Origin of the sequence: Amycolatopsis sp. WQ 127309 (assembly GCF_023023025.1) — a bacterium.
Lineage (GTDB): Bacteria > Actinomycetota > Actinomycetes > Mycobacteriales > Pseudonocardiaceae > Amycolatopsis.
The window spans coordinates 4,958,731-4,972,887 of the sequence record NZ_CP095481.1 but is presented as its reverse complement, the minus strand read 5'-3'; the positions used below and the strand labels follow the sequence as shown (position 1 = coordinate 4,972,887).

The following is a 14,157-nucleotide window of genomic DNA, read 5'->3' as shown; positions in this document are numbered from 1 at the left end:
GGAACATGTTCGAAAACTACGACCTGTTCAAGACCATGATCCACCTGCGACCCGGCGGCGTCGTCGAGGCGTCCGGCCCGGGCGGCCGCCGCGAGGCGCTGGCGGGTGACGCGGCGAGCCTGTGGAGCCTCGGCGCGTTCCACGCCGAGAGCGACACCGCCGTGCACGCCGACTATTGGGAGCGGCACCCGAACGGGCACGAGGTGCTCTTCGTCTTCGCCGGCGCGTTGCGCGTCTACCTGAGAGACGAGGGGCCCGAGCCCGTGACCACGCTGAGGGCCGGGCAGTCGTTCATCGTCCCGCCCGGCCGGTGGCACCGGCTGGCTGTCGAAGAGCCCGCCGACCTGCTGTCCATCACGCCGCGGTCGGGCACCGAGCACGAGAGGGCCGCGGCGTGAGCGCGAACCGGCGAGGCATCCTGGTGGTGTGCCTGGCCGTGTTCGGGTTGATGGCGGGGCAGCAGATGCTGAACCCGATCCTGCCGCCGCTGGCCCGCGAGTTCGGGTTCAGCGAGCTGGCGCTGGGCGCCGTGTGGGCCGTCGGCGGGGCGGGCGTCGTGCTGGCGAGCCCGTTCTGGGGGCGCCGCGGTGCGTCATGGGGCCACCGGCCGGTGCTGCTGATCTCCCTGGCCGGCGCGATGATCGCGCTCCTGGCGTTCGCGCTCGTCGCCCGGCTCGGGCTCGGCGGCACCCTGGCGGTGCCGGTGCTGTTCACGCTGGTGCTGCTGACCCGCGGGGTCGTGTTCGGGCTCGCGTGGGCCGCGACACCGGTGACAGCGCAGTCGTACATCGCCGACCTGACGTCGGGGCCCGCCGAGCGGGTGCGGGGGATGTCGATGTTCGGTGCCGCGCAAGGACTCGCGCTCGCGGTCGGGCCGGCGCTCGGCGGCGTGCTGAGCCTCGCCGGGCTGACCGTGCCGATCTACGTCGCGCCGGCCATCCTGGCCGTGATCGCCGTGCTGGTCGCGATCGGCCTGCCGAAGCCACCGGCGCGGGAAGTGCGGGCTCCCCTGGTGAAGGTCAGCCCGGCCGACCGGCGGTTGTGGCCGTTCCTGCTCATCGGGTTCGGCCTGTATCTCGCGCTCGCGATCGTGCTCATGACCGTCGGCTTCCTGGTGCAGGACCGGCTGGGCCTGGCCGCGCAGGACACGAGCCGGGTGACCAGCCTGGTCATGCTGGCCGGTGCCGGGCTGATCATCCTCGTCCAGGTGCTGGCCGTGCCGCGGCTGAAGTGGACACCGGTGCGGCTCATCCGGGTGGGCGCGGTCGTCATGACCGGCGGGATGCTGCTGGTGACCGTCGCTTCCGGCGGGCTCCTGCTCGGCGCGGGCGTCGCCGTGCTCGGGGCGGGGATGGGGTTCGCCACCCCGGGGTTCATGTCCGCGCCGACGCTGCTCGCGACGCGCGAGGAGCAGGGCGCCGTCGCCGGGCTGGTCGGGTCCGCCAGCGCACTGGCGTTCATGGGCGGGCCGTTGCTGGGCACCGGGCTGTACGAGATCTCGCCGACGGTCCCGTACGCCGCCGGCGCGGTGCTGCTGGCGGGGCTGGCCGTCTTCGCCTTCACCCGCCTCGGCTCCTTGACCCGGCAACCCGCGGAACCGGTGGCCGCTCCTTAGGCTGGAGTCCATGTACTCCACCGAGATCGAGGTCCGCACCGGCGCCGAGGCCGTCGTCCACGACCTCACGCACGAGGCCGAGTCGTTCCTGCGCGACGCGGACGCGCACGACGGGCTGCTGCACGTCTGGGTCCCGCACGCCACCGCGGGCCTGGCGATCCTCGAGACGGGCGCGGGCAGCGACGAAGACCTGCTGACCGCGCTCGACGGGATCCTCCCCCGCGACGGCCGCTGGCGGCACCGGCACGGGAGCCCGGGTCACGGCCGTGACCACGTGCTTCCCGCTCTGGTGCCGCCCTACGCGACGGTCCCGGTGCTCGGCGGCGTGCTCGCGCTGGGCACCTGGCAGTCGATCTGCCTGGTGGACACCAACGTCGACAACCCGGTCCGCCGCGTGCGGTTCAGCTTCCTCGCGGGCTGACCGGCCGGGCCGGAGCGCGACCGCGAGCCCGGCGGCCAGCAGCGCGCCGAGCACCCGGACGCCGGTGGTGACGTCAGGCGCGTCCGGTACGCCCTGCAGCAGGCTGCGCAGGCCTTCGGCCGAGAAGCGGAACGGCGTCCACGACCAGAGCAGCGTGCGGTAGGCCGGGTTCAGCAGCTCCGGCACCTGCCCGGCGACCGCGGGCGCGACCAGGTAGAGCGGACCGAGCACGGCCATCGCGCGCAGGCCGAGCAAGCGCAGCAGGCCGGCTTGCACGGCCGCGAACGCCGTCGCGGCGAGGAACACGAAGCCGAGAACTCCGGCGGTCAGCGGCAGCGCGGCGTCCCACAGCGCGAAGAACCCGGCCACCACGGCCGTGATCAGCACGCCGGCCCCGGTGATCTGCAGCAGCCGGGCGCCCGCGCCGAGGGTGCGTCCGGTGCGCTTCGCCAGCTGCGTCACCGCGAGCCCGGCGACGAGCGCGCCGATCCAGGCGAGGGCGCTCGCGGCCGGCGGCGCGGTTCGCCCGGCGAGGCTCACCGGGTGCAGCACCTCCTGCTTCGGCGCGCCGGTCAGCGCCTGCTGCGCGACCTGGGTGCCCGCCGGGTTGACCGCGCCCGAGGTGACGACCGTCGCGGACGGTCCCGGCCCGAGTTCGAGCACGCAGTAGACCTTCTTGTCCTCCAACAGCTTCCGCGCGTCGGCCGGGGTCGCGATGGTCCACGCGAGCCGGCCGCCGCCGTGCGCGGCGATGCGGTGCGCGACCTCCGGCGGGGCGGCGACCGCGACCGGGACGCCGTCCGGCGCGACGGTGGCCTGCGCGCCGAAGGTGAGGAACCCGAGCACCACCGCCACCAGCGCGCCGGCCACGGCGGCGACCAGGGCGAGGGCCCCGGCGCTCGAGGTAGGAGCCGTCGCCGAAGAAGTCAAAACGTGTTGAATAGTGACGCCGGTAACCTCGGACCCGTGACGAAGACGCGGCTGGTGCTCTGGGACATCGACCACACGCTGGTGGACTACACCGGCCTCGGCGCCGCTTGGTACACCGCGGCCCTGGCCGCGACGACCGGCGCCGAGCTGAAGACCTACCCCGACTTCGGGGGCCGCACCGAGCGGGCGATCAGCAGCGACCTGCTCACCGCGCACGGCATCGAGCCGACCGAGGAGCTGCTCCAGGCGCTCTGGAAGGCGCTGATCGCGGAGTCCGAGCGCGCCGTCGTCCACCTGCCCACCAGCGGCCGGGCCCTGCCGGGCGCCGCGGCGGCGCTGACCGCGTTCGCCGGGCACGACGAAGTCGTCCAGTCCCTGGTCACCGGCAACCTGCCGGAGATCTCGCGGCACAAGCTCGCCGCGTTCGGCCTGGACGAGCACCTCGACCTGGAGATCGGCGGTTACGGCACGCTCTCGGCGCACCGCCCGGACCTGGTCCCGCACGCCGTCGCGCAGGCGGTGGCCAAGCACGGGACGCCGTTCGCCGCCGACGCCGTGGTCGTCATCGGCGACACCCCGAGCGACGTCGAAGCCGCGCTGGCCCACGGCGCGATCGCCGTCGCCGTCGCGACCGGGCACTACCCCGCGGCGGAGCTGCGAGCGGCCGGTGCGCACACCGTGCTGCCGGATCTGGCCGACACCGACGCCGTGCGGAGTGCCGTCCTCGGCTGACGACCCCGAAGGTCATCGTCCTCGGGACCGGGATGACCCTCACTCCGGAGGAGGACTCCCCTAAGGGAAATCTCGCTCTGGCGTCGGATGTCCGGAGCGGCCGCGCTCGCCAGACTTCTGAGCATGACTGAAACAGCGTCGGTGGGCCTGCCCGCCGGAGGGGGACGCATCCGCGGCACGGTCGCGGTACTGAGGCGACGACTGCCGTTCACCAGCGGTGTCGTCCTCGCCATGCTCGTGCTGGCCGTCGCGACCGGGGCGCTCTGGAGCGCCGCCGAAGACCGCGCGGCCTACCCGTTCGTCGCCTACGGATTGCCGTCGCTGGAGGTGGGCCGCTGGTGGACGATGCTCACCGGGCCCTTCTTCGCCGTCATCCCCTGGTACTACCTCCCGATGGTCGGCAGCTTCGCGCTCTTCGCGGGCTTCGCCGAGTGGCAGCTGGGGACGCGGCGCGCGATGGCCGTGACGATCGGCGGCCAGTTCGTCTCGGTGCTCGTCGCCACCCAGTTCCTCGCGCTGAGCCGCAACTCCGGCTGGCTGTGGGCCGAGCGGATGGCGGGCAGTCTCGACGTCGGGTTCTCCGGCGGCGCGCTCGCTGCCGTCGCGGTCGCCAGCGCGACGCTGCGGCCGCCGTGGCGCCTGCGGCTGCGGGCCGGGCTGTGCGTGTACGCCGGCGTCGCGATCATCTACGTCGGCACGCTCGCCGACCTCGTGCACTTCTTCGCGCTGGCGCTGGCCATCCCGCTCGGGAAGCGGCTCGTCGGCCCGCGCGGCACGACCGACACCGCGGGACCGAACGTGCGGGAGTGGCGGCTGCTGACCGTCGCCGGCCTGCTGCTGCTCACCGTCGCCGAAGTCGTGATGTTCCTGGTGCCCGGCGACGGCCCCTTCGGTTCCGCGGAAGGCGTTTCGCTGACGGCGCCGGAGCTGGCGATCCTCGTCCTGCTGGTGGTGCCGATGCTCAACGGCCTGCGCAAGGGCGGCCGGGTCGCGTGGCGCTGGGCCGTCGCGCTCTCGGTGTTCGTGACGCTGCAAGGGCTCGCGGCCGCCACCCTGATCGGGCTGGCCGACGTCTTCGGCGGCGACTACGACACCGCCGGCCTGCCGCTGTTCTTCGTGGACAATCTCTTGTGGACGGTCGAGCTGATCGTCCTGATCGCCGGACGTCACGCTTTCCGGGTGCCTTCGCGACGCCGGCTGCGGCGCCACGCCCAGGGCCCGGGGGTGGCACTGGCCCGCACGCTGCTCGGACGGCACGGCGGCAGCACGCTGTCGTGGATGACGACGTGGCCGCGCAACACGTACTTCGTCCGCGAGGACGGCCGCTCCTACCTCGCCTACCGCAAGCACGCGGGCGTCGCCGTCGCGCTCGGCGACCCGATCGCGCCGGACGGCACCGCGGCCGCGACGGTCACCGAGTTCGCCGCCATGTGCGAGAACTCCGGCCTGGTGCCGTGCGTGTTCTCGGCGACCGAGGCCACCGTCGCGGCGACCGGCGAGCTGGGCTGGCAGCACGTCCAGGTGGCCGAGGACAACGTGCTCGACCTCGACGGCCTCGAGTTCCGCGGCAAGGCGTGGCAGGACGTCCGGTCCGCGCTGAACAAGGCGGCCAAGCAGCACATCGACTTCCGGCTGGTCCGCTTGGCCGACCAGCCGGAACCCATCCTCGCCCAGGTCCGGGCGTTGTCGGAGGAGTGGATGTCGGACAAGGCCATGCCGGAGATGGGTTTCACCCTCGGCGGCCTCGACGAGGCGATGGACCCGGCGACCCGCGTCGGCCTCGCGGTGGACGCCGAGGGCGTCGTCCACGGCGTGACGTCCTGGCTCCCGGTCTACACGGGCGCGGGCAAGGTCGGCGGCTGGACGCTGGACGTCATGCGCCGCAGCGCCCACGGCTTCCGGCCGGTGATGGAGTTCCTCATCGCGTCGGCCTGCGTGGCCTTCCGCGAAGAGGGTGCCCGGTTCGTTTCCCTGTCCGGTGCTCCGCTGGCCCGCAGCGCCGACGGGGCGCCCACGCGCACGATCGACCGGACGCTGGAGTCGCTGGGCCGCGTGATGGAGCCGTACTACGGGTTCCGCTCGCTGCACGCGTTCAAGGCGAAGTTCCAGCCGCGGCACGTCCCGCTGTACCTGGCGTTCCGCGACGAAGCCGACCTGCCGCGCATCGGCCTGGCGCTGAGCCGCGCGTACCTGCCGGACGTCCGGCTGCGCGAACTGGCGAAGCTGGTCAGTAGCTCTCGGGGACGCTGATCCGTTGCGGGAAAAGGATCCTCCGGCGGCTGACGACGTTCTGGTCCTTCTCGATCAGGGCGCCGTCGGTCAGCCGGAGCCAGTGCCCGTTGTGCGAGTCGCTGAACGCGACCATCACCCCGGGCGTCAGCTCCGTGCCGAGCCGCGCTTCGGGGACCGCCATGCGCCACTTCCCCGGCGGCAGCACGGCGTAGAGGTATTCGTCGTCTTCGATCTCCGGCCCGCGGTGCAGGGTGGAGCCGGTCATCGGCAGGCTCCGCACGAGGTCGAACGACACGACGACGTGGTTGATCGCCTCGGCATTGGCGTTGGCCACGACCATGCAGGTCCGGTGCTCGACCCGTTCGATCCACGCGGTGACCTTCGCGGCCTGCTCCTGCCGCTCGCGCGCGTCCCGCTGCCGCCGGTCCTTCCGGGCCACCCGCCCGTCCCGGATGGCGATCCACAGCGCGACGGCCACGGCGGCGACGGTCCCGACGGCCCCCGCCCACTGCCCGGCCGCACCCCACCACTCCGGGCTGCGGCTCCGCGTCGTCCAGCTCCAGGCCTTGGCCAGCAGCGGTCCGAAGAGGAGCAGGAACCCGGCGACGCCCAGGACGCCGAACGCACCGGCGCGAAGCCGTGCGAGCCGCTTGTCCATGGGCCCAGCCTGCCGGACCCCGGCGTTCAGCGGTAGGTGGTCGGCGGCGGCGTCATCGTGCCGCGGTCCGCCGCCGGGACGAACCGATAGCTCTGGAGGATCCGCACCAGGTCGTCGCGGATCGTGGGGCCGGAACGGTCGGCGTCCGCGTACGCCACCACGACACCGGACGTCACGGCGTCGGCACCGGTGAAGGCCATGGCCGCGACCACCGCGTGCTTCGCCGCGCATTCCCCGGTGTCCGACGGGATCACGTCGGCGACGACGATCCGGGCCGGCGCCTTGGTGCCGTCGGCCTTCGTGACCTGGGCGTCCGTGCCCGCGTCCGGCGTCACCGCGGCCGGCGGCCCGTTGTCCGGGCTGTACGCGCTGACGCCGAGGTCCGTGACGGCCTTGCGCGCCGCGGCGCCGGGGTCGCCCAGGGGTTCGGTCTTGACGCCCGCACCGCCGAGGTCGCTCTTCCGGCAGAAGTTCCGGCCCAGGAACGCGCTCGTGACGAGCGTGATGCCCGGGGCCGCGCCGGTCTTCTCCCAGCCGTGCACGGTGGTGGGTGCGGGTTCCCAGTTCGGCGGCACGTCGTAGGCGTACGAGCCGTCCTTGCCTGCGACGGACAGCCAGCCGCTCACCGCGGCGGGCACGGTCACCCGCGGCGACGGCGTCACGACCAGCGGCGGCAGCGGCGCCGGCGTCGACGACGGCCGGTGCGGCTTGCCGACGCCGAAAGCGTTCAGCACCCCGGCGATCAGCGCGATCAGGACCAGCCCGACCCACGGCGCCCGCGACGAGCGTCGCCACTTCGGCGGCTTCGCGGCGGGACGGATCCGCTTCGGCTCAGCACGCGGAATCTCAACGTGCGGAGTCTCGATGTGCGGAGTCTCGACGTGGGGCGCTTCGGCCGGTGGAGTCCCGAAGCCGCCGGATGGGAAGCGCGGCGCGTCCGCGGGCTCGTAACCACCGAACCCGCGGAGCGCCGCGTTGTCCTCGTACCCCGGCGTTGTCCCGTCACGCCGCCGGAACCGGCCCATTACGACCGGACGAGCTTGACCAGGTGCTCGACGACGGCGTCGACCGCGATCTCTTCGCGCTCGCCGGTGCGCCGGTCCTTGACCTCGACGACGCCGTTGGCCAGGCCGCGCCCGACCACCAGGATGGTCGGCACGCCGACCAGCTCGGCGTCGGCGAACTTGACACCCGGGGTCGCCTTGCGGTCGTCGAGGATGATCTCGAGACCGGCCGTGTCGAGCTCGGCGGCGAGCTTCTCGGCGCCGGCGCGAACCGCGTCGTCCTTGCCCGCGATGACGATGTGCACGTCGAACGGCGACACCTCGCGCGGCCAGATCAGGCCGAGCTCGTCGTGGTTCTGCTCGGCGAGCACGCCGACCAGCCGCGAGACGCCCACGCCGTAGGAGCCCATCGTGATCCGGATCGGCTTCGAGTCGGGGCCGAGCGCGTCCAGCTCGAAGGCGTCGGCGTACTTGCGGCCGAGCTGGAAGATGTGCCCGATCTCGATGCCGCGCGCGGCGACCAGGGTGCCGTGGCCGTCCGGCGACGCGTCGCCCTCGCGGACCTCGGCGGCCTCGATGGTGCCGTCCGGGGTGAAGTCGCGGCCCGCGAGCAGGTCGACGACGTGGTGGTCGGCCTTGTCGGCCCCGGTGACCCAGGCGGTGCCGGGCGCGATCCGCGGGTCGGCGAGGTAGCGCACGCCGTTGTCCTGCAGCGCCTTCGGGCCGATGTACCCCTTGACCAGGAACGGGTTCGCCTTGAAGTCGGCCTCTTCGAGCAGCTCGACCTCGGCGGGCTCGAGCGACGCTTCGAGGCGCTTCATGTCCACTTCGCGGTCACCGGGGAGCGCGACGCAGACCAGCTCCCACTCCTTCGCACCCGGCTGACGCGCCTTGAGCATGACGTTCTTCAGCGTGTCGGCGGCGGTGAACTCGCGGCCGAGCCCGGCCGCGTTGAGGAAGTTCACCAGCGACTCGATGGTCGGCGTGCCCGGCGTGTGGTGCTCCTGCGCCTCGGGCCGGCCTTCGGTCGGCTGCGCGGCGGGCGCGGGCGTCACGACGGCTTCGACGTTCGCCGCGTAGCCCGACTCGGTGCTGCGGACGTAGGTGTCCTCACCCGTCTCGGCGACCGCGAGGAACTCCTCCGACGCCGAGCCGCCCATCGCCCCCGACGTCGCCTTGACCACGACGTACTCGAGGCCGAGGCGGTCGAACAGCTTGGTGTAGGCGGCGCGGTGCGCCTGGTAGGAGCGCTCGAGGCCCTCGTCGTCGAGGTCGAAGGAGTACGAGTCCTTCATGACGAACTCGCGGCCGCGCAGGATCCCGGCGCGGGGGCGCGCTTCGTCGCGGTACTTCGTCTGGATCTGGTACAGCGTGACGGGGTAGTCGCGGTACGAGCTGAACTCGCCCTTGACCGTTAGGGTGAAGAGCTCTTCGTGGGTCGGGCCGAGCAGGTAGTCGGCGCCTTTGCGGTCCTTCAGGCGGAAGAGGCTGTCGCCGTACTCGGTCCAGCGGCCGGTCGCCTCGTAGGGCTCCTTCGGCAGCAGCGCGGGGAACTGGATCTCCTGCGCGCCGATGGCGTTCATCTCGTCGCGCACGACGGCCTCGACGCGGCGCAGCACGCGCAGGCCCAGGGGCAGCCACGAGTACCCGCCCGGGGCGACCCGGCGGACGTAGCCGGCGCGTACCAGGAGCCGGTGGCTCGGTACCTCGGCGTCCGCCGGATCCTCGCGCAACGTGCGAAGGAACAACGACGAAGTCCTGGTGATCACTGCGGGGCTCCCTGCGCCAGGCGGGTGTGAAAGTCCCGTTCAGGGTAGTCACTCCCCCCGCCGTGACTCCAACGGGTTACTCGACGCCCGTTTTTGTCGGTGGTGATCGCTAGCGTTCCGGTCATGAAACTTCGCATGGCCATGATCACGATCGACTGCGCGGATCCGCGCGGGCTGGCGGAGTTCTGGACAGCGGCGCTCGGCACGACCGTCGCCCAGGACTTCGAGGGCGAGTTCCTGTTCCTCGCCCCACCGGAGGGCGGGCTGTCGCTGGGGCTCCAGCGGGTGCCCGAACCACGCGCGGGCAAGAACAGGGTCCACATCGACCTCGGTGCCGAAGACCGGGAACAGGAGGTGAAACGGCTGGTGGCGCTCGGCGCGACCGAGCAGGCGCAGCACGAGGTGCCGGGCTTCGCGTGGACGGTGCTCTCGGATCCCGAGGGCAACGAGTTCTGCGTGTCCGGTTCGCACGACGGGTAGTTCCCGGCTGCCGGTCCACTCCGCGTCGCCGCGGCGGCGCGGGTAGAACTGGCGGCATGAGCGCTCGCGTACTGCTGCCGTGGACCGATATCGAAGTGCCGGAGGGGATCGAGGCCGCGTATTACGACGGTCTTGGCGCGCCTCCGCCGGCCCTCGACGGTGTCGAGTTCTACGTGCTGCCGTACGACCGCGGACCGGAACCACCCCGGCTGATCAAGGACCTGCCCTCGTTGCGCGTGGTGCAGGCCCTGTCGGCCGGGGTGGAGGCCCTGGTCCCGCTGCTGCCCGCCGGCGTCCGCCTGGCCAACGGACGCGGCCTGCACGACCTGAGCGTCGCCGAGCACACCCTGGCGCTGATCCACGCGAGCCAGCGGGACCTGCCCCGCTGGTTCGCCCAGCAGGAGCGCCGGGAGTGGGTTCGCGAGCACACGCGGTCGCTCGCGGACAGCCGGGTGCTCCTGGTCGGCTACGGCTCGATCGGGCAGGCGATCGAGCGCCAGCTGCTGGCGGCCGAAGCTCTGGTGACCAGGGTGGCGAGCCGCGCGCGTCCGGACGCGGGCGTGCACGGCGTCGCCGAGCTGCCCTCGTTGCTGCCCGAGGCCGACATCGTGGTGCTCGTGCTGCCCGACACCCCCGCGACGCGCGGCCTGTTCGGAGCCCCCGAGCTGGCCACGCTCCCCGAGGGCGCCCTGGTGGTCAACGTCGGCCGCGGCACGGCGATCGATACGGAAGCCCTGCTGGCGCAGACGCGAGCCGGGCGGCTCCGTGCCGCCCTCGACGTCGTGGACCCGGAGCCACTGCCGGCCGGCCATCCACTGTGGACGGTGCCGGGCGTCGTCCTGACGCCGCACATCGCGGGTGGCTCGGCGTCGTTCTACCCGCGCGCCAAGAAGCTGGCCGCGGACCAGCTGCGGCGGTACGCGCGGGGCGAGGAGCTGCTCAACCTCGTGCCACCGGCTTGACGTACACGTGCCATTCGTCTTCGACGCGGAACCCGCACCGTTCGTAGACGCCGAGCGCCCGGTGCGCGTTGTCGACGTCGACGTTCAGCGCCGACCGCTCGAACCCGGCCGCCTTCGCCGCCTGGACGGTGTGACCGAGCAGCCCGGAGGCGACCCCGCGGCCGCGCAGCGCGTCCCGGGTGCCCACCCAGGTCGCGTAGTGCTCGCGGATGCCGGTCGCCTCGGCTTCGGACGCGTAGAAGTGGCTGAGCACGAAGGCCAGGACTTTCTCGCCGTCGAGCACGAGGAACGACAGGTCGGGCCGGAAGTCCTTGGAGCCGGTGACGAGGTGGCGCCAGGCGTCGGGTTCGTAGGCGGTGCTGCCCCAGTGGTCGCCGAAGGTGTCGTTGCGGGCGTCGAGCGTCGCGAGGTCGTACGCGAAGTCGAACGGCACGGGCTCGACGCCGTCCGGCAGCGGTGGCTGCGGCGGCAGGTCGGCGAGGCCGACGCGCATGTCCACCATCGTCCGCTGGTGCTCGTAGCCGGCCGCGGCGAGCACTCCGGCGATCCAGCGCTCGTTCTGGTGGCCGGCGTGGTGCAGTTCGAGCGGCGCGCCCGGGAAGGCGCGCTCGTGGACCTCGCGACTCGTCCGGGTGAACCACTCGGCCAGGTGCGCGCCGACGGCGTCGTCGCGGTGGTCCGGGTGCACGACCGACTGGAGCCGGATCATGTGCACCGGGTTCGCGGCGTCCCGGCGGCGGACGAGGCCGTAGCCGACGAGCCGATCGCCCGCCCAGGCGCCGGTGCTGGCCGTGGCCAGGTCGATGTTGGGGCCTTCGAGCTCCTCGCGGAGGTCTTCGGTGCTGAAGTGCTCACCCGTGCGGTCGACCTCCTCGGCGGCGGCGTAGAGCCGGGCGAGGGCCGCGTCGTCGTCGAGCGTGAGGGGACGCCAGGTCAGGTCCATGCGCCGAGGCTAGGCCGGGCGGCACCGGCCACGCATCCCGATTTACGCTCAGTGCGTGCTGGTGCTCCTCCCCCCTTCCGAGACCAAGGCCGACGGCGGCCGCGGCGCCCCGCTGGACCACGCCGCCCTGTCGTTCCCCGAGCTGAACCCGACGCGCGCGAAGCTCGCCGACGCGCTCGTCGAGCTGGCGGGCGACGTCCCGGCCAGCATCGCGGCCCTGGGCATCACCGAGCGCCAAGCCGGCGAGGTCATCCGCAACGCGCAGCTGTGGACGTCCCCGACGATGCCGGCCCTGCGCCGCTACACCGGCGTCCTCTACGACGCACTGGACGTCAAGAGCTTCACGAGAGCCGGGCTGGCCAAGGCCCACCGCCGCCTGGCGGTGACGTCCTCGCTGTTCGGCGTGGTCTCGGCGACCGACCCGATCCCGGCGTACCGCCTCTCGGGCGGCAACTCCCTGCCCGCGCTCGGCACCATCCGCGCCATGTGGAAGCCGGTGCTCGAGCCGGTGCTGCAGAACATCGACGACCTGGTGGTCGACCTCCGCTCGGGCACGTACTCGGCGTTCGCCAACCTCCGCCCGGACGCCGTGACGGTCCGCGTGGTCACCGAAAACGCCAACGGCGAGCGCGGAACGGTCAGCCACTTCAACAAGGCGTACAAGGGCCGCCTGGCCCACGTGCTGGCGGTCACCCGCGCCGAACCGTCCACTGTGGACCAGCTGGCCAAGGTGATCCGCAAGGCGGGCCTGGTGGTCGAACGCACCGGCGACCACGCCCTGGACCTGATCACCGAAGGCTGACACTCCCCGCCGGCACCGGGGCCACGCTCGGCGCCGATCACGGCACAGCACGGTCGTCTCTGCCGCGACGCCCGCTGGCTCATTCCGGACGTGCCCGCAACCCGGCGCCGCCGACCCGATCCACACCGGAACCGACCGCGACTCGACGCGGCCGTCCCGACCCCCACCAGAACCGGCCGCGACTCGAAGCGGCCGTCCTGACCCGCACCGGAAACGGCCGCGAGTCGGCGCCGCAGACTCGATCCGCACCAGAACCTGCGACTCGGCGTGGCCGATCGCGAGCCGGATCGGATCCGTCGACAGCCGCCCGGTCGGACACCGCCGGCCCGCGGGTGAAGCGTTCAGGACGGCAAGCGGTCCGCGATCTGGCCGTGCCATGGGCTGGAGCCAGTCCGCAGACTGAACCAGCCCGTGAGAGAAAGCAGTCCGCAGGCGGACGCAGTCCAGGGCTAGAAGCGGTCCAAGGCGAACGGGCTCAGGTCGAAGCCCGGGTCCTCGCCCAGCGCTACCGCCGCCACCAGCTTTCCGGCGAACGGGGCGTTCGTCAGGCCGCCTGCGCCGAAGCCCGTCGCGATCGTCAGGCCCGGGCGGATGTGGCCCAGCACCGGGAGGCCGTCCGGGGTGCCCGGGCGGAAGCCCACCCGGGTCTCGGCGAGGGTGGCTTCCGCCAGGCCGGGTGCGATCGTCAGGGCGTTGTCCAGCACCTCACGCTGGCCGGCGGCGGTCACCCGGTAGTCGAAGCCGGACTCCGTCTCGCGTGTCGCGCCCGCGACCACCCGGCCGCCGCCGAAGGCCAGCAGGTAGTGGCTGGTGCGCGGCAGGACCACCGGCCAGGCCGACGTGTCGGTCCCGGGCAGGTCGAGGTGGCTGATCTGGCCGCGGTGGGGCGTCACCGGCACGTCGACGCCCAGTGGCGCCAGCAGCTCGCGGCTCCACGCGCCGGCCGCCACCACCACGCTGTCCGCTTCGAGCGGGCCCGCCTCGCCCGCCACCGTGCCGTCGGCGCGGAAGGCGACCTCGCCCTCGACGAACTTCGCGCCCTTCCGCTCGGCGGCGGCCAGCAGGGCCCGGCGCAGCTGGTGCCCGTCGACGCGGCCGGCGCCGGACAGGTGCACCGCGCTCAGCCCGGGCGCCAGCGCCGGGAACAGCTCCCGGGCCTGGGCCGGGTCGAGTGAGCGGACCTCGCCGATCTCCGGCGCGTCCGCCGCCCGCGCGGCCAGCCGCTCCCGCGCCTCGGCCAGCTCGGACTCCTCGGCCGAGACGATCATCCCGCCGACGACCTCGAACGACGACTGCTCGCCCAGCTCGGCCAGGTCCGCCGTGAACTCGCGGTAGTACCGGCCCGCGGCCGCCGCGAGCGGGTACACCGCGTCCTCCCAGCGTGAGGTCCACGGACTGACGATCCCGGCGCCGGCCTCGGTGGCCGTGCCGGGACGGGCTGCGTCCGCCACGATCACTTCCGCACCCCGGCCCGCCAGGTGGTAGGCCGTGGCGGCACCGCCGATTCCGCTTCCGATCACGAGCACTCGCATGCTCCCCACCCTGCCCGACCGTGCCGCGCCGGGGCGACCCGGATTCCCCCGCGCGGGCACCCGGACCGCCGTATGCT

General features: G+C 73.1%; 13 protein-coding genes and 1 pseudogene. 8 read left to right on the top strand and 6 right to left on the bottom strand.

Going from position 1 to position 14,157, the window contains the following annotated elements; all coding sequences use genetic code 11:
• Positions 1–5: 5 nt before the first annotated feature.
• The 3 genes from MUY22_RS23455 to MUY22_RS23445 are packed head-to-tail and all read left to right on the top strand — an operon-like array spanning position 6 to position 2,036.
• Positions 6–398 carry a cupin domain-containing protein gene (locus MUY22_RS23455; protein WP_247062522.1) on the top strand — a complete coding sequence of 131 codons (393 nt, stop codon included), beginning with the start codon at positions 6–8 and terminating at the stop codon, positions 396–398.
• On the top strand, positions 395–1,615 hold the full coding sequence (locus tag MUY22_RS23450) for an MFS transporter (protein ID WP_247062520.1): 1,221 nt from the start codon (positions 395–397) through the stop codon (positions 1,613–1,615). The genes MUY22_RS23455 and MUY22_RS23450 overlap by 4 nt, the downstream gene beginning before the upstream one ends.
• 10 nt (positions 1,616–1,625) lie before the next feature.
• A complete protein-coding gene (locus tag MUY22_RS23445) occupies positions 1,626–2,036 on the top strand; it encodes a secondary thiamine-phosphate synthase enzyme YjbQ (RefSeq protein ID WP_247064070.1) in 411 nt (136 codons plus the stop codon).
• On the opposite strand, the pseudogene MUY22_RS23440 reads toward MUY22_RS23445, so the two are convergent.
• Positions 1,977–2,966: pseudogene (locus MUY22_RS23440) on the bottom strand (ABC transporter permease); the annotation flags it as partial. The gene MUY22_RS23445 and the pseudogene MUY22_RS23440 overlap by 60 nt on opposite strands.
• A 36-nt stretch (positions 2,967–3,002) precedes the next feature.
• Between MUY22_RS23440 and MUY22_RS23435 the strand changes: the two are divergent.
• Together MUY22_RS23435 and MUY22_RS23430 are read left to right on the top strand one after the other, a co-directional pair.
• The gene (locus MUY22_RS23435) at positions 3,003–3,698 is read left to right on the top strand and encodes a haloacid dehalogenase-like hydrolase (RefSeq protein ID WP_247062518.1); all 696 of its coding nucleotides are present in this window, start codon (positions 3,003–3,005) and stop codon (positions 3,696–3,698) included.
• A gap of 123 nt (positions 3,699–3,821) precedes the next feature.
• Positions 3,822–5,948 carry a bifunctional lysylphosphatidylglycerol flippase/synthetase MprF gene (locus MUY22_RS23430; protein WP_247062516.1) on the top strand — a complete coding sequence of 709 codons (2,127 nt, stop codon included), beginning with the start codon at positions 3,822–3,824 and terminating at the stop codon, positions 5,946–5,948.
• On the opposite strand, the gene MUY22_RS23425 is transcribed toward MUY22_RS23430, so the two are convergent.
• The 3 genes from MUY22_RS23425 to MUY22_RS23415 are packed head-to-tail and all read right to left on the bottom strand — an operon-like array spanning position 5,926 to position 9,361.
• A complete protein-coding gene (locus tag MUY22_RS23425) occupies positions 5,926–6,588 on the bottom strand; it encodes a hypothetical protein (protein ID WP_247062513.1) in 663 nt (220 codons plus the stop codon). The genes MUY22_RS23430 and MUY22_RS23425 overlap by 23 nt on opposite strands.
• A gap of 26 nt (positions 6,589–6,614) precedes the next feature.
• Positions 6,615–7,613, bottom strand: coding sequence for a hypothetical protein (locus MUY22_RS23420; protein ID WP_247062511.1), 999 nt, complete (start codon positions 7,611–7,613; stop codon positions 6,615–6,617).
• Positions 7,613–9,361: a proline--tRNA ligase gene (locus tag MUY22_RS23415; RefSeq protein ID WP_247062509.1), complete on the bottom strand. Its 1,749-nt coding sequence runs from the start codon at positions 9,359–9,361 to the stop codon at positions 7,613–7,615. The genes MUY22_RS23420 and MUY22_RS23415 overlap by 1 nt, the downstream gene beginning before the upstream one ends.
• Positions 9,362–9,484: 123 nt before the next feature.
• On the opposite strand from MUY22_RS23415, the gene MUY22_RS23410 reads away from it, so the two are divergent.
• Together MUY22_RS23410 and MUY22_RS23405 are read left to right on the top strand one after the other, a co-directional pair.
• The gene (locus MUY22_RS23410) at positions 9,485–9,841 is read left to right on the top strand and encodes a VOC family protein (RefSeq protein ID WP_247062508.1); all 357 of its coding nucleotides are present in this window, start codon (positions 9,485–9,487) and stop codon (positions 9,839–9,841) included.
• Between the two features lie 56 nt (positions 9,842–9,897).
• Positions 9,898–10,803, top strand: coding sequence for a 2-hydroxyacid dehydrogenase (locus MUY22_RS23405; protein WP_247062507.1), 906 nt, complete (start codon positions 9,898–9,900; stop codon positions 10,801–10,803).
• Here the strand turns inward: MUY22_RS23405 and MUY22_RS23400 are convergent.
• Positions 10,781–11,746 carry a GNAT family N-acetyltransferase gene (locus MUY22_RS23400; RefSeq protein WP_247062506.1) on the bottom strand — a complete coding sequence of 322 codons (966 nt, stop codon included), beginning with the start codon at positions 11,744–11,746 and terminating at the stop codon, positions 10,781–10,783. The genes MUY22_RS23405 and MUY22_RS23400 overlap by 23 nt on opposite strands.
• 55 nt (positions 11,747–11,801) lie before the next feature.
• Between MUY22_RS23400 and yaaA the strand changes: the two genes are divergently transcribed.
• Positions 11,802–12,548: a peroxide stress protein YaaA gene (gene yaaA / locus MUY22_RS23395; RefSeq protein WP_247062505.1), complete on the top strand. Its 747-nt coding sequence runs from the start codon at positions 11,802–11,804 to the stop codon at positions 12,546–12,548.
• A 449-nt stretch (positions 12,549–12,997) separates the two neighbouring features.
• Here the strand turns inward: yaaA and MUY22_RS23390 are convergent, their stop codons facing one another.
• Positions 12,998–14,080: an FAD-binding oxidoreductase gene (locus MUY22_RS23390; protein ID WP_247062504.1), complete on the bottom strand. Its 1,083-nt coding sequence runs from the start codon at positions 14,078–14,080 to the stop codon at positions 12,998–13,000.
• Positions 14,081–14,157 lie beyond the last annotated feature (77 nt).

What these genes read in the sequence shown, in the direction of transcription:
- MUY22_RS23390 (WP_247062504.1), bottom strand. Translation starts at nt 14,080, where the DNA reads ATGCGAGTGCTCGTGATCGGAAGCGGAATCGGCGGTGCCGCCACGGCC.
- MUY22_RS23455 (WP_247062522.1), top strand. Translation starts at nt 6, where the DNA reads ATGTTCGAAAACTACGACCTGTTCAAGACCATGATCCACCTGCGACCC.
- MUY22_RS23430 (WP_247062516.1), top strand. Translation starts at nt 3,822, where the DNA reads ATGACTGAAACAGCGTCGGTGGGCCTGCCCGCCGGAGGGGGACGCATC.
- MUY22_RS23410 (WP_247062508.1), top strand. Translation starts at nt 9,485, where the DNA reads ATGAAACTTCGCATGGCCATGATCACGATCGACTGCGCGGATCCGCGC.
- MUY22_RS23405 (WP_247062507.1), top strand. Translation starts at nt 9,898, where the DNA reads ATGAGCGCTCGCGTACTGCTGCCGTGGACCGATATCGAAGTGCCGGAG.
- MUY22_RS23425 (WP_247062513.1), bottom strand. Translation starts at nt 6,588, where the DNA reads ATGGACAAGCGGCTCGCACGGCTTCGCGCCGGTGCGTTCGGCGTCCTG.
- MUY22_RS23445 (WP_247064070.1), top strand. Translation starts at nt 1,626, where the DNA reads ATGTACTCCACCGAGATCGAGGTCCGCACCGGCGCCGAGGCCGTCGTC.
- MUY22_RS23420 (WP_247062511.1), bottom strand. Translation starts at nt 7,613, where the DNA reads ATGGGCCGGTTCCGGCGGCGTGACGGGACAACGCCGGGGTACGAGGAC.
- MUY22_RS23400 (WP_247062506.1), bottom strand. Translation starts at nt 11,746, where the DNA reads ATGGACCTGACCTGGCGTCCCCTCACGCTCGACGACGACGCGGCCCTC.